Below are 23,786 nucleotides of genomic sequence, written 5' to 3'. Positions count from 1 at the left end.
CACTGACAGTGCTCGGATCCCCCTGTGTGATTTCCCGGGAGGGGCCCGTTGGCCGCCTTACGTGTTCTCGCCACCGCCAACAAGCCATTCCCTGTACCCGCGTGCCCGGCACTGCATTCGGCAGGGCATATCGGGCTGTTTGTGCTGTCAGCATGGCGGCCTGTGGCATCCCCTCTGGTGACCGAAGGGGTCATCTGCTCTTCGGACGCTGTACGGGAAGCCCGGTCAAGGCCCTCTCGGCGGTTTGCCTGCGCCCTGTGGCCGGTATTTTCCTTGAATGCCTTGAAGAAAGGCTCAATTGGGTGGGGATCTGGGCTCTCTGGGCTAAACCCCGAAGATCGGGCGTTCCTGGTAAGGACAAGGGCTCTGGTGTTCTGTCTGGCAAGGCAAATGGCGTGCGGCAGATGACGGGATAACGCAGCACGCCTTGGTCGTGTGCCATGGGGAAAGGAATATGAGCGGCAAGCTGTCACCAAGGGGAAAGAGAGTGGATGAAAGGGCTGTCTTTGATCTGAGGGGCTCTGATCATCTGAGTCCAGTGTCTGATGATCATAACGAACACAGCCCGGCAGAGGAGATCTGCCGGGCTGTGGGAGGCGCCGGGCCAGATGCTGGCCCGACGGTATCGCAGGAAGGCTTAGCCGACCAGTTGATAGAGGATGGCGGAGATGGCGATGAGGCCCATGGTCGCCACGAAGACGTTGCTGATCTGACCCTGGTATTTCGCCATGGCCGGAACGCGCTTGATGGCGTACATGGGCATGAGGAACAGGATGGTGGCGATGATGGGGCCACCCAGGGATTCGATCATCCCGAGGATGGAGGGGTTGATCACGGCCACGCCCCACAGGGTCAGGATGAAGAAGGCGATGATGAACAGCTCCACTTTCTTGTGGTTCGGTGCCTTGCCGGAGCTGCGCATGTTCTGGACGATCATCCCTTTCAGACCTTCACGGGCACCCAGATAGTGGCCGAAGAAGGAGGAGACGATGGCCACGAAGGCAACCAGCGGACCGAAGTAGGAGATGATGGGGCTCGCATGCTGGTTGGCCAGGTAGGAGAGCACGGCGATGTTCTGGGACTTGGCTTCTGCCAGCTGGGCCGGCGTCAGGCTCATCACGCAGGAGAAGACGAAGAACATCACGAAGCCCAGCAGAATGATGGCGGTGCGCTTGAGGATGGCGTCGGACTTGGCGACGGCATGCTCACCGTGACCACGGCGCTGAGCCAGGGCGAAGCTGGAGATGGCCGGGCTGTGGTTGAAGGAGAACACCAGCACCGGGATGGTCAGCCACAGGGTGGTGGCGAAATCCTTGGTGCTCGGCATTTCATTCAGGGTCGCACCGGTCCAGTCCGGGATCAGGTACAGGGAGATGCCCGCCAGAATGGCGATGAGCGGATAGACCAGGAACTCGGTCACTTTCAGCATCAGCTTCTCGCCAGCCAGCATCACGGACATCATGGCCATGATGAGCACGATGGAGAGGATCCAGCGCGGGGGCGGCGTCATCTGCAACTGGTTGACCAGGAAGCTTTCCACCGTGTTGGTGATGCCCACGCCGTAGATCAGCACGATGGGGTAGATGGCAAAGAAGTAGAGCAGGGTGATCAATTTACCGGCACCCACGCCGAAGTGCTCTTCCACCACCTGGGTGATGTCGGCATTGGGCTGCTTGGAGGAGAGCACGAAGCGCGCCAGACCACGGTGTGCCAGGTAGGTCATGGGGCCGACCAGCAGCGCCATCACTACCAGCGGCCAGAAGCCACCCATGCCGGCGTTGATGGGCAGGAACAGGATGCCTGCACCGACGGCGGTACCGAACAGGCTGATCACCCAGGTGTTGTCTTGTTTACTCCAAGCGCGAGATTGGACCGAGCTGATTCCTTGCTCCTGTGCGGCTGCAACATCCTGTGCGCCAGTGACAGTATTGGACATGTATCTCACCCCGAATGTGTGGTTTTAATTAGTCGGCGCAAGAATACTTTCTTTTTAATCAAAAATGTTGATCAAATTCACCTTTGTGCGGCTAAAACCCGTACTTTCTTGTAGAAATGTGATCAAAAGAATAAAAAATAAAAATTTATTTATCAAATGCAGTGTTATTTGAATGTTAGCTGGATAATTTCCCACCTCATCATGTTGTCGAAATGTTATGCCGAGATGTGTTGGGCAAGCTGGCGGATCATGCTGGCAGTGGCTCCCCAGATGAAAGATTGCTCCCAAGGGATCCAATAGATGGTGTGACGTCCGTCCGCCCTTGGCAGGCTCAGGGCTATGTGCTGCCCCGGATCCAGCACGTGGGCGAGGGGGACTTCGAAGGCCTGGGCCACCTCGTCCTGGCTCAGGGTCAGCCCGTAGCCTGGGTCGAGCATGGCGAGGACCGGCAGCACATCGTAGCGCGAGACGGTATTGAGAGGGGTGAGGCTGCCGATGATCCGGATCTGGGAGGGGGGAATGCCAAGCTCCTCCTCGGTTTCCCTGAGCGCGGTGTGAATGAGGTCCCGGTCTTCCGGGTCCTGGCGCCCGCCGGGAAAGCTGATCTGTCCCGGGTGGTGGCGCAGGGCGGCGCTGCGGCGCGTCAGCAGCAGGTGCAGGCCCTCGGGGCGCTCCACCAGGGGGATCAACACGGCAGCAGGTTTGAGCCCGGCCAGTGCCAGGCGATGGGCGGAGGCGGGGCGCTGCAGCAAAAAGCGGGTCAGCAGCTCGGCACTCGTCATCTCCATGGGTCTCCTTGTGTCGGCCCCGCAGGGCCGGATGGGATCAAAGGGCATCGAGCAGTGGCAGGATACGGGCCACCTTGTCGTAGGTTTCCTGATATTCGGCGTCGGGATCGGAGTCGGCGATGATGCCGCCCCCCGCCCAGCAGTGCAGCTGACCGGCTTCGACGATCAGGGTACGGATGCAGATGCTGGTATCCATCCTTCCGTGCTGACTCAGATAACCGATGCTGCCGCAGTAGGCATTGCGCCGCACCGGCTCCAGCTCCTCGATGATCTCCATCGCCCGGATCTTGGGAGCCCCTGTGATGGAGCCGCCGGGGAAGCAGGCCCGCAGCAGATCCACTTCTTGCCAGCGCGCATCCAGTTCTCCGTGAATGGTGGAGACCAGATGATGCACCGCCGGGAAGGATTCCACGGCAAAGAGATGCGGCACAGTGACCGATCCCGGCAGGCTCACCCGGCCGATGTCGTTGCGCAGCAGATCGACGATCATCAGGTTCTCCGATCTGTCCTTGTCGGCGCTGGCGAGTGACTCGGCCACCCTGGCATCCTGGGCGGGATCCGGGTGGCGAGGCCGGGTGCCCTTGATGGGCTTGGTCTCGATATGGCGCTTGTCGAGCAGCAGGAAACGCTCCGGGGAGAGGCTCAGAATGGCGCTGTGCGGCAGGCGGACAAAGGCGGAGAACGGCGCCTTGTTGGCGGCGCTCAGGGTTAGATAGGCGGACCATTCATCTCCCTGATAAGGGGCGCTGAAGCGCTGGGTCAGGTTGATTTGGTAACAATCCCCCGCCGCCAGATAGGCCTGGATACGGGCAAACTTGTCCCCGTATTCGGCCCGCGTCATGTTGCTCTGCCAGGGGCCGGTCAGGCGAAGGGGGAGGGTGGTTCGTTCGCGCTGCGCCATCAGCCAGTCGAGCCTGCGGGCGAGGCCGGCTTCATCACCCCAGTGGGCCAGTTGCCAGTGTCCCGTCGCGACATTTCGCAGCAGCGCCCAGTCGTAGATCCCGACCGCCATGTCGGGCACTTGGATGTCCTGTTGCGCCACTGCGGGCAGACGCTCGAATCGTCGGCCCAGATCGTAGCCAAAGAGTCCCAGGGCTCCCCCGATAAACGGCAATCCCGAGTCATCCTCAACGCGCTCCCCAAGCAGGGCTTGCTGGGTCTTGGCGAGCAGGGCGAGGGGATCGCCGTCATGATGGTGCTGGTGGTTATCCTGGGTGAGGCAGGTGCTGGTACCCCGGGTTTCCAGGGTGGCAAGCGGATCGGCGCTGATGATGTCAAAACCGTTGTCAGCCCCCAGGGGGCCGGCGGATTCCAGCAGGATGGCCCAGGGTTGGTGTTGCAGGCAGGCAAACCAGGTGTGGAGCGAGGCCTGCGGGTCGAAATGGTGGATATGCAGTCTTGGTTTCATTTTTTGTTACATAGGCAACAGTTTGCGCCCGGCTCCCTAGCCGGTTCGGGTGGTCAAGCGTATCATGGCCGCCGGCATTTTTAAGAAAAACACCGTTATAAAAACACGCCGCAGTCTGCCGGCTCCAGGTGCATTTGCCACCTGCCGAAGGCCCGGCTCATATGGAAGCCCTTGCTCGCGCAAGCGATAACAAGGACCAGTGAGGATGATATGAGCATCATTAGAAAACAGGACTTTATCGATTCCATTGCTGACGCCCTGCAGTACATCTCCTTCTACCACCCCCTCGATTTCGTGCAGGCCGCCAAGGCCGCCTATGACCGCGAGATCAACCCGGCCGCCAAAGATGCCCTGGCCCAGATTCTGATCAACTCCCGCATGTCTGCCGAAGGTCATCGCCCGCTCTGTCAGGACACCGGTATCGTCACCTGCTTCGTCAAGATCGGCATGCAGGTACAGTGGGACAGCGACATGACGGTCCAGGAGATGGTGGATGAGGGCACCCGCCGCGCCTATACCAATCCGGACAACCCGCTGCGCGCCTCCGTGCTGGCGGATCCGGCCGGCAGCCGCAAGAACACCAAAGACAATGCCCCCGCTGTCGTGCACATCGACATGATCCCGGGCAACAAGGTGGAAGTGAGTATCGCGGCCAAGGGCGGCGGCTCCGAAAACAAATCGAAGATGGTGATGCTCAATCCCTCCGACGACATCGTGGAGTGGGTGCTCAAGACGGTGCCGACCATGGGGGCTGGCTGGTGCCCGCCCGGCATGCTCGGCATCGGCATCGGCGGCACCGCCGAGAAGGCGGCGGTGCTCGCCAAGGAAGCTCTGATGGAGCACATAGACATCCAGGAGCTGATTGCCCGTGGTCCCGAGACCACCGAAGAGAAGCTGAGGGTCGAGCTCTATGACAAGGTCAACAAGCTCGGGATCGGTGCCCAGGGGCTGGGCGGCCTGACCACGGTGCTGGATGTGAAGGTGAAATCCGCACCGACCCACGCCGCCTCCAAGCCCGTGGTGATGATCCCCAACTGCGCCGCCACCCGTCACGTGCATTTCGAACTCGATGGCTCCGGCCCGGCGGAGCTGACACCCCCCAGGCTGGAAGACTGGCCGGAGATCACCCGTGAGTCCGGTGGCAATGTGCGCCGGGTCAACGTGGATGGCATCACCAAGGCAGAGCTTGCCAGCTGGAAGAGCGGTGATACCGTGCTGCTCTCCGGCAAGATCCTGACCGGCCGCGACGCCGCCCACAAGCGCATCGCCGACATGCTGAAAAAAGGTGAAGGACTGCCGGAAGGGGTCGATTTCACCAACCGCTTCATCTATTACGTGGGCCCGGTCGATGCGGTGCGTGACGAGGTGGTCGGCCCGGCTGGCCCCACCACGTCCACCCGGATGGACAAATTCACCGACATGATGCTGGGAGAAACCGGCCTTATCGGCATGATCGGCAAGTCCGAGCGCGGCCCCAAGACGGTCGAGAGCATCAAGCAGCACCAGGCTGTCTACCTGATGGCGGTGGGCGGCGCCGCCTATCTGGTAGCGAAAGCCATCAAGAAGGCGCGCGTGGTGGCCTTTGCCGATCTGGGGATGGAGGCCATCTACGAGTTCGAGGTGGAAGACATGCCGGTCACCGTGGCGGTCGACTCCCAGGGCAACAACATCCACGAGACCGGCCCGGCCTACTGGTCCGCCAAAATTGCCGAGCTGGAGACCAAGCTGGCTTGATCAATCGGACTTCGATGCAAACGGAGGGCGATTAGCCCCCGTACAGCAGCATGTTGAAAGGCGACCCTCGGGTCGCCTTTTTTTGCGGGCCCCATTTGACGGTCTGGGCCTGAGCAAATTTACTGCTGCTGTGCTGCTGTGCTGCTGTGCTGCTGTGCTGCTGTGCTGCTGTGCTGCTGTGCTGCTGTGCTGCTGTGCTGCTGTGCTGCTGTGCTGCTTTGTCTTTGTCGCCATGGCATCCCGGGTCGGAAGCCTGGATAACCCGGTGGGCAATGCCGGCGCATTGGCTGTCACGCCGAAGGGGCGATCAGTGGTTCAGGTAGATATCCTGGCCGCCGTAGCTCAGTGCCCCACCCAGAGGGGTTGCGGGCTCGAAGAAGCGGGTCAGGACACCGGCACGCTGGCCCAGGGTGCTCAATGTGCTCCGGTCCAGGGCGACCTGTTCGGGCAGCCAGGTCAGCACGGCGGCGCAGTGACCATTGATCAGGCTCTGCTCCAGCAGGCGCTGCCAATTCTTGATCTTGGGGGCGTGCACGACAAGCACCCTGGCAGGATTGATCCCTCTGGCCTGCAATTGCGCGGCGGCGGGCAGACCGGGCGGGGCGACGAGCAGGATCCAGCCACTGTCAGACTGACTCAGTTGCCCCAGGGCATCCAGCAGCGGCGCTTCCTGATGGAGAGGGCCGCGCCGCTGCTCTTGTCCCATCTTGCTCTGATGACGAGTGGGCCAGGTGGTGATCAGACCGGCAGAGGAGGAGGGGGGGCAAAGATTCAGGGGCTGGCTCATATGTCGTTCCTGTATGAATAACCATGCTGTATGCGCATACAGTAGTTTTGTTCGCAAGGAGTGACAAGTCATTTGTGGCTAAAAGTGTGAGCCGATTAACAGGAGATGACTTTAACTACATGATTAAAAAGGATATTTATATCTTCCTTATACAGGGTGTTTTTTAACCTGTAGACAAACTTCGGGTCGGCGCTCATGGTTATACAGTCCTGTATAGGGAGAGGAGGGAGCGAGATGGACGTTAGTACCTTGCAACGACTGGATGCGAACATTCTGCTCGGGATCATCAACGAGAAGCTGCGGCTGGAGTGTGATGGTCTGGAAGAGCTGCTGGCTTACTACGACATGACAGAAGATCAGCTGGCTACCCGTCTGCAACAGATCGGGTATCACTACGACCCTATGAGCAATCAGTTCAAGGCACATGGTTAATTGAAATCAAAGGGTGCTCCGATTGGGGCATCCTTTTTATTACCTGACGAGGGGGTGTGAATTGAAAGCGCTTTCAATTTCTCCCTAGTTGGCGATTATTTTCACGTATTTTCAGTCACAGGCAATCATTGAAAACATATTCATGAAACTATCTTTTTTGTTTTCATGTATCACCATGATTTAAAACGAAATTTATATTTTATTCAGACTGGCTTAAGGAAAGGGTTTTCATGGTGAAACTGTCATTTTTATGCGTTAAAGTGTGACTCACGTTAACTTTTAAACCCTTGGCTTTAGCTAGTATGCCCCCGCCGGAGCATATTCTGAGATAACAGCGCCGGTCCCCCCGATGGGATGACATTTTTTATTTGTAACGAAGGAAAATGGTTTATGGCTACCAAGAAGAAGACAGACCAGGATCTCCAACTGGATAAAGATCAGCTCAAGGCGAGTATCGTGCGTCACCTGCGTTCTACCTTGGGTACAAGCGAACAGAAAGCCTCTCCGGATGCCTGGTGGAAAGCGACCGCTGCCGCCGTCAATGAACAGGTGTACGAGCGCCTGACCCGTACTCAGCAGACTCACTTCAAGAAAGATACTCGTGCGATTCACTATCTCTCTGCTGAATTTTTGATGGGGCGTTTGACCTCCAACAACCTGCACAACCTCTCCCTCTACAAAGTCTGTGAAGAGGCGCTGGGTGAACTTGGTCTGGAACTGACCGATCTGTGTGAACAAGAGCCTGACATGGCCCTTGGCAACGGCGGCCTGGGTCGTCTGGCTGCCTGCTTCATCGATTCCCTGGCCACTCTGAACTACCCGGCGGTGGGCTATGGCATCCACTACGAGCACGGCCTGTTCCGTCAGGAAATTCAGGATGGCCGTCAGATCGAGCGTCCGGACTCCTGGCGCGAATATGGCAACCCCTGGGAGATCTGCCGCCCGGAATCGGTGCAGGAGATCCCGCTCTACGGCTACGTGGAGACCGTCTTTGGTGACAAGGGTGGCCTGAAGAAGGTGTGGCACGCCGGTCGCAAGATCAAAGGGGTGCCCTGGGACATTCCGGTGGTCGGCTTCGGTGGTCACACCGTCAACATCCTGCGTCTGTGGGAATCCCGCGCCTCCGAGTTCTTCGACTGGGACGTGTTCAACGCCGGTGGTTATATCGACTCCCAGGCCGAGAAGGCCCAGGCCGAGACCATCTCCAAGGTGCTCTACCCGAACGATGAGACCGACGCCGGCAAGGAGCTGCGCCTGATCCAGCAGTACTTCTTCTGCGCCTGCTCCATCAAGGACATCATGCGTCGCTACAAGCGGGTGCATGGCAGTGACTTCAGCAACTTTGCCGCGCAAATCGCCATCCAGCTCAACGATACCCACCCCACCGTGGCCATCCCCGAGCTGATGCGCGTGCTGGTGGACGAAGAGGGGCTGAACTGGGATACCGCCTGGGGCATCTGCTATCAGGTCTTCTCCTACACCAACCACACCCTGCTGCCGGAAGCGCTGGAGAAGTGGTCCGTCAGCCTATTCGAGAAGGTACTGCCGCGCCATCTCGAGATCATTTACGAAATCAACGCCCGTTTCCTGAACGAGCTGGTGGAGCCCAAGTGGCCGGGCAACGATGCCATCAAGGCCAAGCTCTCCATCATCGAAGAGGGTGACGTGCGCAAGGTGCGTATGGGCAACCTGTGCGTCATCGGCTCCTCCAAGGTGAACGGCGTGGCCGAGATCCACTCCAAGCTGGTGAAGGAAGATCTCTTCCCCGAGTATGCCGAGCTGTGGCCCGAGAAGATGTGCAACGTCACCAATGGTGTGACTCCCCGTCGCTGGCTGCTGGCCTGCAACCCGGAACTGGCCGAACTCTACAACGAGGTGGTGGGCAAGGAGTGGCCGCTGCAACTGGACAAGCTGCGCAGCGTGGTGAAGTTTGCCGACGACAAGGCGTTCCAGCAGCAGTTCATGACCATCAAGCGCCACAACAAGGAGAAGCTGGTCAAGGTCATCAAGGCGGAAACCGGCATCGACGTGAGCGCGGAGGCGATCTTCGACGTCCAGATCAAGCGTCTGCACGAGTACAAGCGCCAGCAACTGAACCTCATCCACATCATGGCGCTCTACCGTCGCCTGCTGGCGAACCCGGACTATGACATGCATCCGCGGGTGTTCATCTTCGGCTCCAAGGCGGCGCCCGGCTACAAGCTGGCCAAGGACATCATCTACGCCATCAACAAGCTGGCGGAGCGGGTCAACAACGACGCCCGTATTCAGGGCAAGCTGAAAGTGGTGTTCATGCCGAACTACCGCGTGAGCCTTGCCGAGAAGCTGATCCCGGCGGCGGATGTCTCCGAGCAGATCTCCACCGCAGGTTACGAAGCATCCGGTACCGGCAACATGAAGATGGCGCTGAACGGTGCCATCACCATCGGGACGCTGGATGGAGCCAACATCGAGATCGCCGAAGAGGCGGGTGCCGAGAACTGCGCCATCTTCGGTCTGAATGTGGACGAGGTGAAGTCCCTGAAGGTGCGCGGCTACAACCCGTATGACTTCTACTACGCCAACTCCGAGCTGAAAGCCGTGCTGGACTGGTTTGATACCGACTACTTCACGCCGGGTCGTCCGGGTGAGCTGGCCTCCATCAAGCGCTCCTTGCTGGAAGGGGGAGACCCTTACCTGACACTGGCGGATTTCGAGTCCTACTCCGAGGCGCACAAGCTGATCGATGCCTGGTACCGGGATCCGGCCCTGTGGGCGAAGAAAGCCATCATCAACTCTGCCACCATGGGCAAGTTCAACTCCGACCGCTCCATCCAGGATTACGTAGACCGTATCTGGAAACTGACGAGCTGCAGCGTCGGCTGATGTCTGCTCCTGTGAAAAACCCCGCGATGCGGGGTTTTTTTTCATCTGTCGGGCTGAGGGAGGCTCAGGGCCTGTCGACCACCCGGGTGTCCGCCGGCACCCGTTTCTTGCCGGTGATCATCGGAGATCACCCCGTACCAGACGATCCAGGGCGATGACGGCCAGTACATGGACGAAGATGGCCACCTGCAGCCCCTTGGCAAAGAACTCGTGGATCTCTTCCATGCGATGGGTGCCGGAGAGCGGCCCGTATTCGGTCATGATCCCGCTGGCGGCGGTGCCGACAAGGCAGGTCAACAGCAGCAGTATCATCAAGGACCCCAAAGGATTTTGACCGGCGTAGTAGGGGTGGCGCCCCTTGATCGTCTCCATGAGATAGGTGATGACGCCGGTCGGTGTCGGCAGCCACTGGGCGAAGCGGGCATGATAGGAGCCGATGAATCCCCATACGATGCGCAGTGCCAGCAGTCCGGCCAGCGCATATCCCGCATAGCGGTGGTTGCGCGCCCCCTCTTCAAGGATGAAGAGATTCAGCACGCACAACAGCACAGTGGCCCAGTGAAATACCCTGACCACCGGATCCCATACCTTGATTTCACGGTTGTTCTGCATCGTCTTACCCATGAGGTGATCCCCTTGTCGTGATGTCCATGATCATCGCCATCGTCAGCCATGGCTGCGTGATGGCCGTTGTCAGCATCATGGAGGCGATTTCTTAAGTGCAAGTTAATGTCGCCGTGATGTCGCGGGTAGGGAGTGCGGTGGTTTCGGGGCGAGAAAAAGCCCCGGCGATGCGGGGCTTGGAGGGGCATTAGGGGGCGAACCTCAGTGGAGGATATCCCCCATGAAATAGGCCAGCATGGTCAGGATGACGGTGAACACCAGGTTCAGTACCAGGCCGGCCCGCATCATCTCCCGCTGCTGGATATGGCCGCTGGCGAAGACGATGGCGTTGGGAGGCGTTGCCACCGGCAGCATGAAGGCACAGGAGGCGCCGACGGCGATCAGCACGGAGACCACGATGGGGGAGACCCCCAGTGCCTCGGCCACCCCGGCGAACAGCGGCACCAGCAGCGCGGCAGTGGCGGTGTTGGAGACCAGCTCGGTCAGGAACACCACGAAGGCGGCCAGGCAGAGCAGGATCACGAAGATGGGCATGGAGGAGAGGCCGCTGGAGAGGTGCTCCGCCAGGAAGGCGTTGGCCCCGGTCTGCTTGAGGATGGCGCTCAAGGTGAGACCACCCCCGAACAGCAGCAGCACGCCCCAGTCGGTGTTCTGGTTGATGTCATCCCAGCTGGCGACGCGGCTGACGGCGATGGCCAGGATGGCGCCCATGGCGATCAGGGTATCGAACTGGGGAATGCCGCCCAGCGCCTTGGCAAGAGGCTGGGATCCAATCCACAGCAGCACCGTGGTCAGGAAGATGGCCAGGGTCACTTTGCGCTGACCTGTCCACTCGATGGTGACCTGCTCGGTGCTGACCTGGTGGGAGAGATTGGGACGGGTCACCCAGTAGAGCAGGCCGATGCCTACCGGCATGAAGATGATCACCACGGGGATGCCGAACTCCAGCCAGTCGGTGAAGCCCAAGCCCATCTGGGCGGCGGCGATGGCATTGGGGGGGCTGCCCACCAGTGTGCCGATGCCACCGATGCTGGCGCTATAGGCGACGCCAAGCAGCACGAAGACAAGGGTGCGGCGCTCCTTGTGAACGTCCAGCCCTTTCAGCATGCCGAGGGCCAGCGGCATCATCATGGCCGCGGTTGCGGTGTTGCTGATCCACATGGAGAGGGCGGCCGTGATGGTGAAGAGCACGATGGAAGCCCAGCCCAGGTGTCCCTTGGCGAGCTGCATCACCTTGCCGGCGATCTGGGTGTCGAGTCCCTGCTTGGAGAGGGCTGCAGCGAGGGCAAAGCCGCCAAAGAAGAGGAACAGGACGGGGTTGGCAAAGTCGGTCAGCGACTTGCTCATGTCGAACACCCCGAGCAGGGTGGCGAGAACCGGGATGGAGATGGCAGTGATGGTGATGTTCACCGCCTCGGTCAGCCAGAGGATGGCGATGAAGATTAGGATGGCCAGCCCCTTGTTGACCATGGGGTCAAACGGGAGCCATGCCAGCATGGCGCAGAGCAGGAGCAGATCCAGGATGACGATCCCGGACTTGATGTCCAGCCAGCGTGAGGGGGGAGTCGGAGGTACAGCCGATGTGTGCATAACGTTCTCTCGGTTAATTTATGGTTGTTGTTGTGATGCCGAGGTTACATATATCCCCCTGTTTGAAACAGGGGGATATGGTCAAATCATGTGGCGACTCACAGAGTCAAGTGAAGATGGATCTTCAATCAAACAGAAATGAAACATTTTATTTTCATTTGACAGGGGAGGTGAAGGAGAGCAGCCACTCCTTGAACAGGCTCTTGGGCAGGGAGCCGCTGCGCTGTGCCAGGATCTCCCCCCGCTGGAAGACCATCAGGGTAGGAATGCTGCGAATGCCATAGCGACCTGCGATGGCGGCCTCCTGCTCGGTATCGAGTTTCACGAAGCGAAGGCGGGGCTCAAGCTCCCGGGCGACCTCCTGAAAGACGGGGGCAAACTGCAGGCAGGGGCCACACCAGCTTGCCCAAAAGTCCACCACCACCGGGATGTCGGACTGGATCAGGGCATCGAAGCTGGCCTGACGCCCCGCCACCGGGGTTTGTTCGAAGAGGGCGTGACGGCAGCGGCCACACTTCGCGTTTGAGTCTGCTTTTTCGACAGGCAGGCGGTTGCGGGTAAAGCATTGGCTACAATAGGTGGTGACAAGTGACATAATTGCTTCCTTATTTCATGGCCCGGCAACATCTTTATTGCAATCAGAGCGCCGACTAACGGTAACATAGCACTCAGTGGTTTTTCACAGTTGGCCTCCGGCCGTGACCTGATGTCACCGGATGGCCGACCATGACATGAGAATCGAGACGGGATGAAGAGTGTTGCACGGGGCAATCGTGTTGTCTTTGGCCTTATCATCGTATCGCTGGTGGGCTTTTCTGCCTATTGCTGGCAGTTGCTCAGCCAGCAGCAGCGTGCCTTCGTTTTGAGCGTGGCGGCTGAGATGGTGCTCAATCGGGTCAATACCGATACCGTCTATCTGCTGGGGCGCGAGAAGGCCAGCGATGGCAGCGTACAGCAACGTCTGAGCCTGCTTTCCAGTCACCTGGACAGGTTCGTCAGGCTGGTGCACGAGGATCCGGAGTCGGTGGACGACCCCGGCTCCCAGGCGTTGCAGCGGGACATCGACGGTTATCTGCTGGATCTCGCCAGGCTTTACACCATGGAGATGACCATCGAGTATCTGGCTCCCCGCTTCCAGGGCCAGCTCAAGGCGTTGCAAGGCACCCTGCCGGTCGGTGAGGCGCAGTACCGCGACCTTACCGAACTCATGCGCCTGCACCACTACCTCCGACGCAGCTGGGATCAGAACGAGCAGCGGCAACTGTTGCAACTCCAGCAGCACCTGCTTGACCGCTATGGCGAGCAGCCGAGGGTCACGGCCCTCGTCCGGCTGGGCCAGGAGTTCAATCAGCAGGTGATGGAGTACCATCGCCTGCGCAATCAGGTGGTGGAGATGAAGGGGCTGAGCTCACTGCCCGCCTGGAAGCAGAGCAAGCTGGAGCGGGCCTCCTCCCTCAAGAGCCGCTTCTACCTGATGGTGCTGGGGGGGGCGCTGCTCTGCTTCTCGCTGGTGGCCGCGACCCTGTGGCGTCGCAACCAGAAGCTGAGCGAGCTCTCTCGCCATGCCGCGCTGCTGGCCCAGGCCAAGAGCGACTTCCTGGCCAACATGAGCCACGAGATCCGCACCCCCATGAATGCCATCATCGGCTTCAGCGCCCTGGCACTGCAAACCAGTCTGGATCCCCAGCAGCGGGACTATCTCAACAAGATCAGATCCTCGTCGGACACCTTGCTGCTGCTCATCAACGACATTCTGGATCTCACCAAGGTGGAGTCCGGCAAGTTGACCTTGGAGGAGATCGACTTCGATCTCAGCGAGCAGCTCGACTCCCTCGCCGCCATGTTCGCGGATCTGGCGGAGCGCAAGCACATCGAGGTCATCATCAACAAGTCTCCCGCCGTGCCCGACTTTCTGCGCGGGGATCCGCTGCGCCTCGGTCAGGTACTGGTCAACCTGGTGAACAATGCCATCAAGTTCACCGAGCGGGGCGAGGTGGAGGTGGCCATCACCCTCACCAGCCAGCATCCCATGCGGGTCTGTTTCAGCGTGCGGGATACCGGCATCGGCATCGCCCCGGAGAAGCAGGCCCAGCTGTTCCAGCCCTTTACCCAGCTGGAGGCGGGCAATACCCGCAAATATGGCGGCTCCGGGCTTGGCCTCAACATCTCCCAGCGCCTGGTGGGGCTGATGGGCGGGGAGATCACCGTGCAGAGCAAACCCGGGGTGGGCTCCACCTTCCTGTTCGAGATCCCCATCTCCCAAGCGGTGTACGGGGTCTCGGGGCGCCGGGTCTTCTTCGATCACCAGCCCCTGATCCTGATGATGGATGACAATGAGCTGGTGCTGGAACTGGCCAAGGACATCCTGGGGCGGGCGGGGGCGTCCGTCATCACGGTCAACAGCCTCTCCCGCGCCCGTCAGGTGCTGCGTGAAGAGGGGCATCACATCCGCCTCGCCATCCTCGACTGGCGCATGGGTCAGGAGGATGGCCTGGACTTGGCCCTCGAGATGTACCAGCACAGCCAGTGGCGGCGCCTGCCTGTCCTGATGACCAGCGCCTGGTCCAGGGAGGGGCTGCACGGGCGGATGGAAAGCATGGGACTGACCCACTTCCTGGCCAAGCCCATGACCGAAAACGCCTTGCTGGCCAAGGTGGACGAACTGCTCAACGGCAGCTCCCATGACAGCAAGGTCCGCCAGGCGGAGGCACAGGGGGATCAGCAGCAGTTCCGGGAGCTGCTGCGTGGTACCCGGGTGCTGCTGGCCGAGGACAACCGGGTCAACCAGCAGCTCATTCTGGAGTACCTGCGCCGGGTGGAGGCCAAGGTCACCGTGGTGGACAACGGCCGCGAGGCGGTGGAGCAGGTGGCGGAGCAGCCGTTCGACGTCATCCTGATGGATCTGCAGATGCCGGTGCTGGACGGGCTGGATGCCACCCGCCAGATCCGCAAGATGGTGGACAAGCATGATGTGCCCATCATCGCCCTCACCGCCAGCGCCATGCCGGGGGACAGGGAGCGCTGCCTTGGCGTCGGCATGAACGGCTATGTCACCAAGCCGGTGAGCAAGCTCGATCTCTACAACAACCTGCTGCAATGGGTGAAGAGCAGCGGCGGGGAGCCCAAGGTGCCCATCGAGGTCAAGCCGCCGGCCCTCATGGGCGTGCTGGATCTGGAGGATGCCCTGCGCCGGCTGGAGCATGACAGGGAGGCGCTGCAGATCCTCTTCAAGCTGTTCCTCTCCGAGCACAAGGACGATCTGTGGGACATCCGCACCGCCCTGCGTCGCCAGCAGCCCGAAGTGGCGTGCCGCTTGCTGCATACCCTGAAGGGGGTCTCGGCCAACATCTCCGCTTCCCGCCTGCAACTGCTGGCCGGGGAACTGGAGTGGCGGCTGCGGCTGCAGGAGGAGCTGAGCGAGGGGGAGCTCAACCAGTTGCAGCAGGTCTTTACCCAGACCCGGGAGGAGGTCTCCCACTTCCTGCTCACCGGGGAGCAGCAGGAGTCGGTCGCTTTCCCGTTTTCGCCCCCCGACAAGCGGCTCTGAGGGAGGGCAAGATAGCAACCGTTCTCAAGTCACCCGCTTCAGGCTATGATGACCCACTCGTTCGCCCCCGCCAGGGGGCGATTGTATTGAGCTTCTCTTCATGATCACGCGGCAGCGCGCCGCGACCAAGGACTTCTCTGTGAGCGTATTTTTGCGGCTTGGCTGGTTTTTCAAGGATCAGTGGCGGCGTTATCTGGTGGCCATCTCCCTGCTGATGCTGGTGGCCCTGTTTACCGTGATCCCCCCCAAGGTGGTGGGCTGGGTGGTGGATGGCATCGCCAAGGGTGACCTGGACAGCGGCACCCTGACCGGCTATCTGGCGGGGCTTTTTGGCCTGGGACTGCTTATCTACCTGCTGCGCTACGTGTGGCGGGTCATGCTGTTCGGTGCCTCCTACCGGCTCGCCTACGTGCTGCGCAACCGGCTGTTCAGCCACTTCACCCGCATGAGCCCGGATTTCTACCAGCGCCACCGCACCGGTGATCTGATGGCCCACGCCACCAACGACATCCAGGCGGTGGAGATGACCGCAGGGGAAGGGGTACTGACCCTGGTGGACTCCTTCATCGTCGGCATCCTGGTGCTCTCCATCATGTGCAGCCAGTACTCCTGGCAGCTGACCCTGCTCTCCCTGCTGCCCCTGCCGGTGATGGCCTTCTTCATGAACCGCTTCGGGACCCAGATCTACAAGGAGTTCAAGGCGGCTCAGGGGGCCTTCTCCCGCCTCAACAACAAGACCCAGGAGGCCCTCTCCGGGGTGCGGGTGCTCAAATCCTACGCGGTCGAATCCCTAGAGGACGAGGGCTTTGCCGAGCTGACCCGTCAGGCGGGGGAGCGCAACATGGCGGTGGCCCGCATCGACGCCAAGTTCGACCCCGTGATTTACCTGTGCATCGGCTGCTCCTATTTTCTGGCTGTCGCAGGGGGCAGCGCCCTGGTGCTGCAAGACAAGCTGACTCTGGGGGAGCTCACCAGCTTCACCATGTACCTCGGCCAGCTCATCTGGCCCATGTTCGCCATCGCCTGGCTGTTCAACATCATCGAGCGGGGCAGCGCCGCCTACTCGCGCATCGAAAGCCTGCTGGGGGAGCACAGCGACATCGAGGAGCCGGCCCATCCCATGGCGCTGGCCTCGGCCTTTCCCCTGCGGGTGCTGGGGCTGGGCTACCGGCTGGAGCAGCGCACCCTGTTGCAGGGGGTGGATGTCACCCTGCAGGCTGGCGCCATGCTGGGGATAGTGGGACGCACCGGGGCAGGCAAGAGCTCCCTGCTCAAGCTGCTGATGCGCCTGGCCAACCCCACGGCCGGGGAGATCCGCATGGGGGAGGTGCCCATCTCGCAACTGTCGCTGGGTGAGCTGCGCAGCCAGTTTGCCTATGTGCCCCAGGAGCCGTTTCTGTTCTCCACCACCATCGCGGCCAACATCGCCCTGGGCCGCCCCGAGGCGAGCCGGGAGGAGATTGAGCGGGTGGCGCGCATCGCCTGCGTTCACGACGACATCAGTCGCTTCCCCAAAGGGTATGAAACCGAGGTGGGAGAGAAGGGGGTGACCCTCTCCGGCGGTCAGAAGCAGCGTCTGGCCATCGCCCGCGCCCTGCTGCTGGATGCCCCTATCCTGGTGCTGGATGACGCCCTCTCGGCGGTGGATGCCCACACCGAGCAGCAGATCCTGCTGGCCCTCAAGGTCCACAAGCGCACCCTGGTGCTGGTGAGCCACCGCATGACGGCGGTGGAGCAGGCGGACGAGATCCTGGTGCTGGAACAGGGCGCGATCAGCGAGCGGGGCCGTCACGAGACCCTGATGGCCAGGAACGGCTGGTACGCGGACATGGTCCGCTACCAGCGCCTGGAGCAGGACGTGGAGGAGAGCCTGTGAACAGGATGACAAGGCCCCTGGTTTCCTTCACCCCCCGCCCGGCTCCCGCGAGCGGAGAGGGGAGCAAAGAGAGTCAATTCCCGTGGAACGTTGCGCTGGAGGCAAGTCTGTGAATCCAACCATCAAACGGCTGCTCGCCTACTGCGCCAGCTACCCCCGCTGGCTGGTGCAGGCGGGCATCTGCCTGCTGCTCGCCACCGGCGCCGAGGTGGCGGGTCCCTTGCTCATCAAGCTCTTCATCGATGACTACCTGGCGCCGCGCCGGCTGGAGTGGGGCATCATCGCCGCCCTTGCCGCCGGTTATCTGGGGTTGCAGGTGTTGTCGGCGGCCGGCTTCTACCTGCAATCCCTGCGCTTCAACCGCATCGCCCAGGCGGTGGTGCAGCGTCTGCGCGAGCAGGTGTTCGCCACCGCCATCCGCCTGCCTGCCCGCTATTTCGACAAGCACCGCTCGGGCTCCCTCATCTCCCGCATCACCAACGACACCGAGGCGATCATGAACCTCTATGTCCAGGTGATAGGGCTCCTGGTGCAAAAAGTGGTGCTCCTGTGCGGCATCCTGCTCTCCATGGCGCTGCTGGACTTTCACCTGATGCTGGTGTGCGCCACCCTGCTGCCGGCGGTGGGGGCCGTGATGTGGCTCTACCAGAAACTGAGCGTGCCCGTGGTGCGGGCGACCCGATCCTTGCTCTCCGACATCAACAGCCGTCTCAACGAGTCGTTGCAGGGGATGCCGGTGATCCAGGCCATGGTGCAGGAGCGCCACTTCGCCATTGCTTTTGCGGGGGTGAACCAGCAGCACTGGCAGGCGCGGATCAAGAGCCTCAAGATCAACGGCATCCTGCTGCGCCCCCTCATCGATCTCTTCTACATGATGGTGCTCATCGGTCTGCTGGCCCTGTTTGCCCACGAGGGGCTGAGCACGGCGGGGGCCATTCAGGTGGGGGTGCTTTACGCCTTCATCAGCTATCTGGGGCGGATGATCGAGCCCCTCATCGAGATGACCAACCAGCTCAACCAGTTGCAGCAGGCCATGGTGGCGGGGGAGCGGGTATTCGCCCTGCTCGATGAAACCCGCGAGAGCACCGACGGGGAGGTGCGCCCCCTGGAGGGACGGGTACGCTTCGACGGGGTGGGCTTCTCCTACGACGGGGAGCAGCAGGTGCTGCAAGATGTGAGCTTTGCCACCCGGCCGGGCCAGATGCTGGCGCTGGTGGGCCACACCGGCAGCGGCAAGTCCACCATCATCAGCCTGCTGATGGGTTTCTACCCCCTGGATCGGGGGAGCATCCACTTCGATGATCACCCCATGAACGGCCTGGCTCTCTCGGCGGTGCGCCGCAGCATCGGCCTGGTGCAGCAGGATCCTTTCATCTTCGTCGGCACCCTGGCCGAGAACCTGCGCCTTGGGCGTGACGGCATCGAGGATGGGCGGCTCTGGCAGGCCCTGGAGGAGGTGCAGCTGGCCGATTTCGTGCGCCGCCTGCCCGATGGCCTGGCCACCCTGATGGAGGAGGGGGGCAAGAACCTCTCCGCTGGCCAGCGCCAGCTGCTCTCCTTTGCTCGCGCCCTGGTGGGGGATCCGCGCATCCTCATCCTGGACGAGGCGACCGCGAGCGTGGACTCCCAGACCGAGCTCGCCCTCTCCCAGGCGCTCTCGGCGGCACGCCGTGGCCGCACCACCATCGCCATCGCCCACCGTCTCTCCACCATTGTGGATGCCGATGAAATCCTGCTGCTCTCCCGCGGGTGGGTGAGCGAGCGCGGCACCCACGGCGAGCTGATGGCGCTGGGGGGGCATTATGCCCAGCTGTTCGAGATGCAGAGCCAGGGGGCCTGGCTTGAAGAGAAACGGGCCTGAGGCCCACCTAAAAAAACAGCCGGCATCTGCCGGCTGTTTTTTTTGACAGGCAGGGTTACACCGTGACCTTGCTGCGGCTGACCAGCTTGGGTTCCAGGGGCGGGAAGTCATCGTTGAAGAAGGTATCCGCTTCTTCAATTTGTGCCTTGCGCTGCTTCTGGATGAAGTTGTCGAAGTCGCGCTTGATCTCGGGGTCCTTGAGGGCCTCGTAGTCGAACACGTTGGCGGCATAGAGGTAGTTGAAGTAGATGTCGACGAACTCGGCGCTGGCACAGGCGGAGGTGAACTTGCTGTTCTGGCGGTCGAAGTTGACGCGGTACTGCTTGATCTTCGGCACATAGACCAGCTCGTTGCCCACCTTGAACACTTCCACTGTGACCCCCACCGTGATGGTCTTGTGAAGTCCTTGTTGTTCTCCACCCCGAAGCGGATGGCATCCCCCTGCTTTTGCAGGAACTTGTTGAAGCTGGCCAGCGCCGTGGTGCCCTGGCTCACCACCACGTCCATGATGAAGTTGATGAAGTCGGTGGCGATGCTGAGCCCCTTGATGTGGCGGCTGTAGCTCTGCTGATCGATCTTGCTCGGCCCCATCAGGGGGATCTTGGAGAGGGCCCTGGCCCAGAGATCCGCGTCCGTCTTGTACTGCTCGCCATAGGCTTCGGCGTAACGGTTGATGTAGGCGGTGACCACGGAGGTGATGGCGATGAGGTAGGCCTTCTGTTCCGCCAGCTTGGCCATGACTGCGGGATCGTCCAGCAGCTCGTTGGCCACGATGAACTCCACCAGGCCGTCCTTGTCGGCATAGGGATCACTGCCCACCGCCCGGACGGTGTCGGGCAGATTGACGTCGTTGAAGAAGGCCTCGGCCTCGGCGAACTGATCATGGTTGCTCAGGCGGTTGGCCGGTGCCTCGCGCACCAGCTGGCAGAGCACCAGCTACGGCCTCGTAGTCCGACTCGCGCCACAGGGGGGCCTGCAACTGGTTGCCGAAGGTCTTCTTGTAGGCGAGGTTGAAGTCAAACAGCACCGAACTGCAGCCGCAATCCATGGCGAAGTCGACGGTGTAGCTCAGCGGCCCGGTGGGCAGGGGCTTGCTCATCTTCCCCTTGGCGCTGAGGTTGGCATAGCACTTGAGGTACTCCCGGCCAAACAGCTCGTAGACACGGTTGTTGTTGAAGTTGAGCTGGAAAGTACCGGCGCTCTCGCCCCCGTTGAACAACTGTTGCACGTGACTCATCTCTCTATCCTTATGGTGAGATTGGTAGACGGGTTGACCCGGTGCCGAGTGGCTACTTCCTGGCCAGCAACAGCCTAGGCTGTGTTCTTAAAGTGATGAAGATATAATCTCACATCTTCTCAACAGCTTAAGATCCATTCCGTGTCCCACCGTTATCAGCTGACTGATGCACAATGGGGGCTTATCGAGCCCCAGTTTCCTTCTCGAAGCCTGATCGGGCGCCCTACCCATGAACCGCGCCAAGTGCTCGATGGCATTCTCTGGATACTCCACACCGGAGCTCCTTGGCGAGACCTTCCAGAACGTTTCGGACCATGGAATTCGGTCTACAACACCTTCCGGCGTTGGCAGGATGCAGGCCGGATTGATGCCATGCCATTGCATGAATTTTGCAAATACCCTTTGGGGGGCCGCTCACAGGGATGGCACGGGAGGCTTGTCTATCGGGAAGCAGACTGGCAACATTTGTATCACATTTACTCATCGGATCAGTTTGCAATGGACCTGCAACGCCTCAAAGCCAACCTCGCCCTGCGTCTGTTCGCCTGGCGCTACATTCCCGTCATTGGTTTCTGTGCCCCCGTCATCGAGCAGATGGACGCCAGGGCGCTGCGCATCCGCATTCCGCTGGGCTGGCGCACCCGCAACCACCTGGGCAGCATGTATTTCGGGGCGCTCGCCACCGGTGCCGACCTGGTGGGGGGGCTCCTGGTCATGGAGAAGGGGCGGGCGCGGCGCAAGAAGGTGCATTTTGCCTTCAAGGATGTGCAAGGGGAGTTTTTGAAGCGCCCGGAGGGGGACGTGCAGTTTGATTGCGCGGCGGGGGAGCTTATCGACGCCATGATCGACGAGTCCCTGGCGAGCGGTCAGCGCATCAACCGCCCCATCCAGGTGGTGGCCACCTGCCCGTCGCGCAACGGCGACGAGGCCATGGCCCGCTTTGTGCTGACCCTCTCCATCAAGGCAAGCTGAAGGCCAGAGGGCGCTTGGCGCCCTTGTTCAAGCCGGTATCAAAGGATCTCGGGACTGCTCCCTTCCTTCACCACGGCCTTCATGCTTCATGCCGTTGAAGTTGACCGCCCGCTCGGCCACTGTGCTGGGTAGCGCTTGCGTGGCAGGGCGTCAGGATCAGAGGATCTCGGGGCTGACGCCTTCTTTCACGACTACCTTCATGCCGTTGAAGTTGACCACCTGCTCGGCGACTATCTTGCAGCGTTTGCGGGTCTCGACCTGACCGTCCACTTCCACCAGGCCCTCGGCGACCAGCGCCTTGGCGGCACCGCCACAATCGGCCCAACCCTGATGCTTGATCAGGTCACACAAGGCAACGAAGGGGTGACCTTCGAGCAGAAACGTCTCCATGGGAAATCCTCTAGCTGGATGAATGGCTGAAACAGCGGGGGCTCATTCTAGGCAGTTAGGCGGGGCAGGGAAAGGGCCCGGGCCGAATTGCCCCGAAAAAGGGGCGAGCACAGGCAATAAAACCAGCCCGACCGGGCTGGTTGTATCTCTGGGGGCCACTGGCGCTCAAGGGAGTTTCACCACCGCTTCCCCCGTCACGGCGAGGGCGCCGCCCTGGGTGAAGATGCGGGTGGCCAGGGTGGCGATGGGCTTGTCGCTTCGAAGGGCAATCACCTCCACCTCCGCCGTCACCTCGTCCCCCACGAACACCGGGAGCGTGAAGGAGAGGCTCTGGCCCAGATAGATGCTCCCTTTCCCGGGCAGTTGCTGCCCGAGGAGCCCGGAGAAGAGGCTCGCCAGCAGCATTCCGTGGACGATGGGGCGCTCGAACACCGTCGTGGCGGCAAAGTCCGGGTCCAGGTGCAGGGGATTGAAATCCTCCGAGAGGCCGGCGAAGGCCGCCACCTCGGCCGGGCCGAAGCGCTTGGTCAGGCGAGCCTTCTGGCCCACGGCAAGGGGTTGTGTACTCATGCGGGTTCCTCTTCTTGCATCCTGACGCCGGCAAACACCGGATTGAGCCGTACCTTGACGTAGCTGCCGGGGGCCGCCTCCAGCCCCTCGACAGGCTGCCGGGCGGGGACGGGTTCTGCTTCGTCACGGTCTTTGATAAAGCGCATCATCTCGGGCCACCAGGAGCCGCTCTGGTGGGTCGCCCCCGCCAGCCACTGCGCCGGGCTGTCCGCCTCGACCTCGCTCTGCCAGAAGCCGTATTTGTTGGCATCCGGTGGATTGATGATGCCGGCGATGTGCCCGGATTCGGCCAGAATGAAGCGCCGTTCGCCCCCGAACAGCGCCATGCCCTGCCAGGTTCCCTGCCAGAGGGCGATGTTATCGTCCACGGCGGACACCAGCAGCACCGGGGTCTTCACCTTGGCGAGAGCGATGCGGGTGTGGCGGATCTTGAGCTCCCCCTTCACCAGCTGGTTTTCCAGGTAGAGTCGGCGCAGCAGGCTGTTGTGGATCTTGCCCGCCACGTTGGTGCTGTCGCTGTTCCAGTGCAGCAGATCGGATGCCACCGGGCTCTGGCCCTTGAGGTAGCTGTCGATGTAGTAGTTCCAGTAGAGGCTGTTCTCCCGCAGCAGACTGAAGGAGACCGCCAGCTGGCGCCCGTCCATGATGCCCCTGGCCTCGTTCTGCGCCTCCAGCGCCGCGATGATGGGCTCGTGGATGAAGATGCCAAGCTCCCCGGGCTGGGAGAAGTCCAGCAGGGTGGTGAACAGGGTGGCGCTACGCACCCGCTGCTTCTGGCGCCGCGCCGCCAGCCAGCCCATGGCGAGTGACAACGCAGTGCCACCGATGCAGTAGCCGATGCCGTGCACCTCCCGCTCGCCGGTGGCTGCCTCCACGGCGTCCAGGGCGGCGATGACCCCGTCCACCACGTAGTCGTCGAGATCGACCTGCCCCTGTGCCACCCCCGGGTTGCGCCAGGAGATCATGAAGACCGTCTGCCCCTGGGCGACCAGCCAGGCCACCAGGGAGTTCTGGGGGCGCATGTCCATCTTAAATGCGAAAGGGGACTCCCTCCGACGTAGGTGGGAGGGGAATTTCGCCGGGGCGTCAGCCCCGCTGGTTTTGAATGTATTGCTTGATCACCTCCAACGGTGCTCCGCCGCAAGAGCCCGCAAAGTAAGAGCGTGACC

At 61.3% G+C, this 23,786-nt stretch carries 17 protein-coding genes and 4 pseudogenes; 8 read left to right on the top strand and 13 right to left on the bottom strand.

What is annotated here, in order from left to right; translation table 11 throughout:
* Positions 1 to 637: 637 nt before the first annotated feature.
* The 3 genes from J9889_RS06960 to pabB form a co-directional block, all read right to left on the bottom strand.
* The gene (locus tag J9889_RS06960) at positions 638 to 1,936 is read right to left on the bottom strand and encodes a serine/threonine transporter (RefSeq protein WP_210556199.1); all 1,299 of its coding nucleotides are present in this window, start codon (positions 1,934 to 1,936) and stop codon (positions 638 to 640) included.
* Positions 1,937 to 2,151: 215 nt separating this feature from the next.
* The gene (locus J9889_RS06955; protein WP_049636012.1) at positions 2,152 to 2,718 is read right to left on the bottom strand and encodes a CoA pyrophosphatase; all 567 of its coding nucleotides are present in this window, start codon (positions 2,716 to 2,718) and stop codon (positions 2,152 to 2,154) included.
* A 43-nt stretch (positions 2,719 to 2,761) separates the two neighbouring features.
* Complete coding sequence (pabB, locus tag J9889_RS06950; RefSeq protein WP_052815759.1) at positions 2,762 to 4,132, bottom strand: aminodeoxychorismate synthase component I; 1,371 nt, start codon at positions 4,130 to 4,132, stop codon at positions 2,762 to 2,764.
* A 210-nt stretch (positions 4,133 to 4,342) separates the two neighbouring features.
* Between pabB and J9889_RS06945 the strand changes: the two genes are divergently transcribed.
* Complete coding sequence (locus J9889_RS06945; protein ID WP_010674897.1) at positions 4,343 to 5,866, top strand: fumarate hydratase; 1,524 nt, start codon at positions 4,343 to 4,345, stop codon at positions 5,864 to 5,866.
* A 307-nt stretch (positions 5,867 to 6,173) separates the two neighbouring features.
* Here the strand turns inward: J9889_RS06945 and J9889_RS06940 are convergent, their stop codons facing one another.
* A complete protein-coding gene (locus tag J9889_RS06940; protein ID WP_010674896.1) occupies positions 6,174 to 6,653 on the bottom strand; it encodes a cell division inhibitor in 480 nt (159 codons plus the stop codon).
* Positions 6,654 to 6,887: 234 nt separating this feature from the next.
* On the opposite strand from J9889_RS06940, the gene J9889_RS06935 reads away from it, so the two are divergent.
* Both J9889_RS06935 and J9889_RS06930 read left to right on the top strand, forming a co-directional pair.
* Positions 6,888 to 7,085: a DUF4250 domain-containing protein gene (locus J9889_RS06935; RefSeq protein WP_005323525.1), complete on the top strand. Its 198-nt coding sequence runs from the start codon at positions 6,888 to 6,890 to the stop codon at positions 7,083 to 7,085.
* Positions 7,086 to 7,475: 390 nt separating this feature from the next.
* Positions 7,476 to 9,950: a glycogen/starch/alpha-glucan phosphorylase gene (locus tag J9889_RS06930; protein ID WP_210556198.1), complete on the top strand. Its 2,475-nt coding sequence runs from the start codon at positions 7,476 to 7,478 to the stop codon at positions 9,948 to 9,950.
* 64 nt (positions 9,951 to 10,014) lie between these two features.
* Here the strand turns inward: J9889_RS06930 and J9889_RS06925 are convergent.
* The 3 genes and pseudogenes from J9889_RS06925 to trxC form a co-directional block, all read right to left on the bottom strand.
* Positions 10,015 to 10,562: pseudogene (locus J9889_RS06925) on the bottom strand (cytochrome b/b6 domain-containing protein).
* Between the two features lie 213 nt (positions 10,563 to 10,775).
* Entirely contained in the window at positions 10,776 to 12,164 is a 1,389-nt protein-coding gene (locus J9889_RS06920) for a DASS family sodium-coupled anion symporter (RefSeq protein WP_010674893.1), read from the bottom strand.
* A 154-nt stretch (positions 12,165 to 12,318) separates the two neighbouring features.
* Positions 12,319 to 12,759, bottom strand: a complete 441-nt coding sequence (gene trxC, locus J9889_RS06915; RefSeq protein WP_010674892.1) for a thioredoxin TrxC — start codon at positions 12,757 to 12,759, stop codon at positions 12,319 to 12,321.
* 153 nt (positions 12,760 to 12,912) lie between these two features.
* Here trxC and J9889_RS06910 point away from each other — a divergent pair, with 153 nt between their 5' ends.
* The 3 genes from J9889_RS06910 (at position 12,913) to J9889_RS06900 (ending at position 19,448) form a co-directional block, all read left to right on the top strand.
* Positions 12,913 to 15,711, top strand: coding sequence for a response regulator (locus J9889_RS06910; protein WP_210556197.1), 2,799 nt, complete (start codon positions 12,913 to 12,915; stop codon positions 15,709 to 15,711).
* Positions 15,712 to 15,850: 139 nt separating this feature from the next.
* A complete protein-coding gene (locus tag J9889_RS06905) occupies positions 15,851 to 17,587 on the top strand; it encodes an ABC transporter transmembrane domain-containing protein (protein ID WP_029314593.1) in 1,737 nt (578 codons plus the stop codon).
* Between the two features lie 109 nt (positions 17,588 to 17,696).
* The gene (locus J9889_RS06900) at positions 17,697 to 19,448 is read left to right on the top strand and encodes an ABC transporter transmembrane domain-containing protein (RefSeq protein WP_049636011.1); all 1,752 of its coding nucleotides are present in this window, start codon (positions 17,697 to 17,699) and stop codon (positions 19,446 to 19,448) included.
* Between the two features lie 55 nt (positions 19,449 to 19,503).
* On the opposite strand, the pseudogene J9889_RS24025 reads toward J9889_RS06900, so the two are convergent.
* Together J9889_RS24025 and J9889_RS24020 are read right to left on the bottom strand one after the other, a co-directional pair.
* Positions 19,504 to 20,219 (bottom strand): annotated as a pseudogene (locus J9889_RS24025) (hypothetical protein).
* Positions 20,220 to 20,328: 109 nt separating this feature from the next.
* Complete coding sequence (locus tag J9889_RS24020) at positions 20,329 to 20,685, bottom strand: hypothetical protein (protein WP_223917421.1); 357 nt, start codon at positions 20,683 to 20,685, stop codon at positions 20,329 to 20,331.
* A 141-nt stretch (positions 20,686 to 20,826) separates the two neighbouring features.
* Here J9889_RS24020 and J9889_RS06890 point away from each other — a divergent pair.
* Together J9889_RS06890 and J9889_RS06885 are read left to right on the top strand one after the other, a co-directional pair.
* Positions 20,827 to 21,060: pseudogene (locus tag J9889_RS06890) on the top strand (transposase); the annotation flags it as partial.
* Between the two features lie 123 nt (positions 21,061 to 21,183).
* Positions 21,184 to 21,657 (top strand): DUF4442 domain-containing protein, encoded by a 474-nt coding sequence (locus J9889_RS06885; protein WP_010674883.1) that lies wholly within the window; start codon positions 21,184 to 21,186, stop codon positions 21,655 to 21,657.
* Between the two features lie 156 nt (positions 21,658 to 21,813).
* Here J9889_RS06885 and ybcJ read toward each other — a convergent pair whose 3' ends face one another.
* The 4 genes and pseudogenes from ybcJ to J9889_RS06865 all read right to left on the bottom strand — a co-directional run.
* Entirely contained in the window at positions 21,814 to 22,047 is a 234-nt protein-coding gene (gene ybcJ / locus J9889_RS06880) for a ribosome-associated protein YbcJ (protein WP_010674882.1), read from the bottom strand.
* Positions 22,048 to 22,212: 165 nt separating this feature from the next.
* The gene (locus J9889_RS06875) at positions 22,213 to 22,617 is read right to left on the bottom strand and encodes a MaoC family dehydratase (RefSeq protein WP_010674881.1); all 405 of its coding nucleotides are present in this window, start codon (positions 22,615 to 22,617) and stop codon (positions 22,213 to 22,215) included.
* Positions 22,614 to 23,645: pseudogene (locus J9889_RS06870) on the bottom strand (alpha/beta fold hydrolase); the annotation flags it as partial. The pseudogene J9889_RS06870 and the gene J9889_RS06875, both read right to left, overlap by 4 nt.
* Positions 23,646 to 23,703: 58 nt before the next feature.
* Positions 23,704 to 23,786 (bottom strand): transposase (locus J9889_RS06865; protein ID WP_202904331.1); only part of this gene is annotated, 83 nt, incomplete at its 5' end.

This window comes from Aeromonas sp. PrichA-15, from assembly GCF_017939245.1.
GTDB lineage: Bacteria > Pseudomonadota > Gammaproteobacteria > Enterobacterales > Aeromonadaceae > Aeromonas > Aeromonas caviae.
Note: the sequence above shows the minus strand (reverse complement) of the source record. Positions and strands in the feature narration are given on the sequence as shown.

Coding starts and splice junctions, on each gene's coding strand:
- ybcJ (WP_010674882.1), bottom strand. CDS start 22,047: ATGGAGACGTTTCTGCTCGAAGGTCACCCCTTCGTTGCCTTGTGTGAC.
- J9889_RS24020 (WP_223917421.1), bottom strand. CDS start 20,685: ATGAGTCACGTGCAACAGTTGTTCAACGGGGGCGAGAGCGCCGGTACT.
- pabB (WP_052815759.1), bottom strand. CDS start 4,132: ATGAAACCAAGACTGCATATCCACCATTTCGACCCGCAGGCCTCGCTC.
- J9889_RS06935 (WP_005323525.1), top strand. CDS start 6,888: ATGGACGTTAGTACCTTGCAACGACTGGATGCGAACATTCTGCTCGGG.
- J9889_RS06945 (WP_010674897.1), top strand. CDS start 4,343: ATGAGCATCATTAGAAAACAGGACTTTATCGATTCCATTGCTGACGCC.
- J9889_RS06910 (WP_210556197.1), top strand. CDS start 12,913: ATGAAGAGTGTTGCACGGGGCAATCGTGTTGTCTTTGGCCTTATCATC.
- J9889_RS06940 (WP_010674896.1), bottom strand. CDS start 6,653: ATGAGCCAGCCCCTGAATCTTTGCCCCCCCTCCTCCTCTGCCGGTCTG.
- J9889_RS06960 (WP_210556199.1), bottom strand. CDS start 1,936: ATGTCCAATACTGTCACTGGCGCACAGGATGTTGCAGCCGCACAGGAG.
- J9889_RS06930 (WP_210556198.1), top strand. CDS start 7,476: ATGGCTACCAAGAAGAAGACAGACCAGGATCTCCAACTGGATAAAGAT.
- J9889_RS06875 (WP_010674881.1), bottom strand. CDS start 22,617: ATGAGTACACAACCCCTTGCCGTGGGCCAGAAGGCTCGCCTGACCAAG.
- trxC (WP_010674892.1), bottom strand. CDS start 12,759: ATGTCACTTGTCACCACCTATTGTAGCCAATGCTTTACCCGCAACCGC.
- J9889_RS06920 (WP_010674893.1), bottom strand. CDS start 12,164: ATGCACACATCGGCTGTACCTCCGACTCCCCCCTCACGCTGGCTGGAC.
- J9889_RS06955 (WP_049636012.1), bottom strand. CDS start 2,718: ATGACGAGTGCCGAGCTGCTGACCCGCTTTTTGCTGCAGCGCCCCGCC.
- J9889_RS06885 (WP_010674883.1), top strand. CDS start 21,184: ATGGACCTGCAACGCCTCAAAGCCAACCTCGCCCTGCGTCTGTTCGCC.